Source organism: Pseudovibrio sp. WM33, from assembly GCF_001623165.1.
Lineage (GTDB): Bacteria > Pseudomonadota > Alphaproteobacteria > Rhizobiales > Stappiaceae > Pseudovibrio.
The window spans coordinates 1-439 of the sequence record NZ_LMCK01000146.1 but is presented as its reverse complement, the minus strand read 5'-3'; the positions used below and the strand labels follow the sequence as shown (position 1 = coordinate 439).

Here is a 439-nt window from a genome sequence, read left to right as displayed (position 1 = left end):
ACCGGCGCAAACTGAAGCGCCGGAGACGCAAGCGGAAGACAAGGAACAGGCGGTGCAAACAACGGTGAAGCCGAAACGGGCACCTACCAGAAAAGCCCGGAGAAAACCAAGGCGCAGAGGCAACGGTTTAGTGGCCGGGCTGCGGGGGTGATGCATGGCAGTAAATGGATTTGATGAACCGCTGAATCGGGCACCTGCCCAAATTAGAGCGGGTGATTTTGTCTCGTGGTGGTGTGATGAGCTGGCAGAGACTTTCCCGCCTGAGGATTTTACGCTTTCCTATGTGGGAACACTGGAAGGTGAAGCCCCTTCAAGGATTGAGTTTGAAGCAACCGCCGAAAATGGCGGTTTTTTAGTATCTATCTCAGGTGATGACAGCTCAACATGGACCTCCGGGGCTTACCAGTGGGCGGCGTTTATTACGCGCAAGAGTGATGGG

The 439-nt window shown here is 54.7% G+C and carries 1 protein-coding gene; it reads left to right on the top strand.

The window, feature by feature from the left end; translation table 11 throughout:
- Positions 1 to 154: 154 nt before the first annotated feature.
- The coding region (locus tag PsWM33_RS25190; protein WP_206599038.1) for a hypothetical protein at positions 155 to 439 on the top strand (285 nt) is incomplete at its 3' end.